A 255-nucleotide genomic window follows, 5' to 3' on the forward strand; every position below is an offset into this window, starting at 1 on the left:
ACGCGTATGGAGCGAGATATCGTAAAAAAGGCGGCAGCGTATTTTGCGCAGGAGTCGTTGCCAAATACGCGTTCATGAAGACCATGCGACTTGCCTACCCAATAACGACCTTGTGCCGTACCTTTGGCGTTTCGCGCAGTGGATTCTATGCCTGGCTGAGCGGCACACCGTCGCAGCGCGTCAAGACGGATGAACGCCTGAAGCTTGCCATTACCGCCGTGCACAAACAAAGCCGTGAGACCTATGGCCCGCTGC

At 56.1% G+C, this 255-nt stretch carries 1 pseudogene; it reads left to right on the forward strand.

The features are described from left to right. A pseudogene (locus ACO0LL_RS30430) lies at positions 1–255 on the forward strand (IS3 family transposase); the annotation flags it as partial.

The sequence above is a fragment of the Undibacterium sp. TC4M20W genome (assembly GCF_049340245.1).
In the GTDB taxonomy this organism is placed as follows: Bacteria; Pseudomonadota; Gammaproteobacteria; order Burkholderiales; family Burkholderiaceae_D; genus Undibacterium.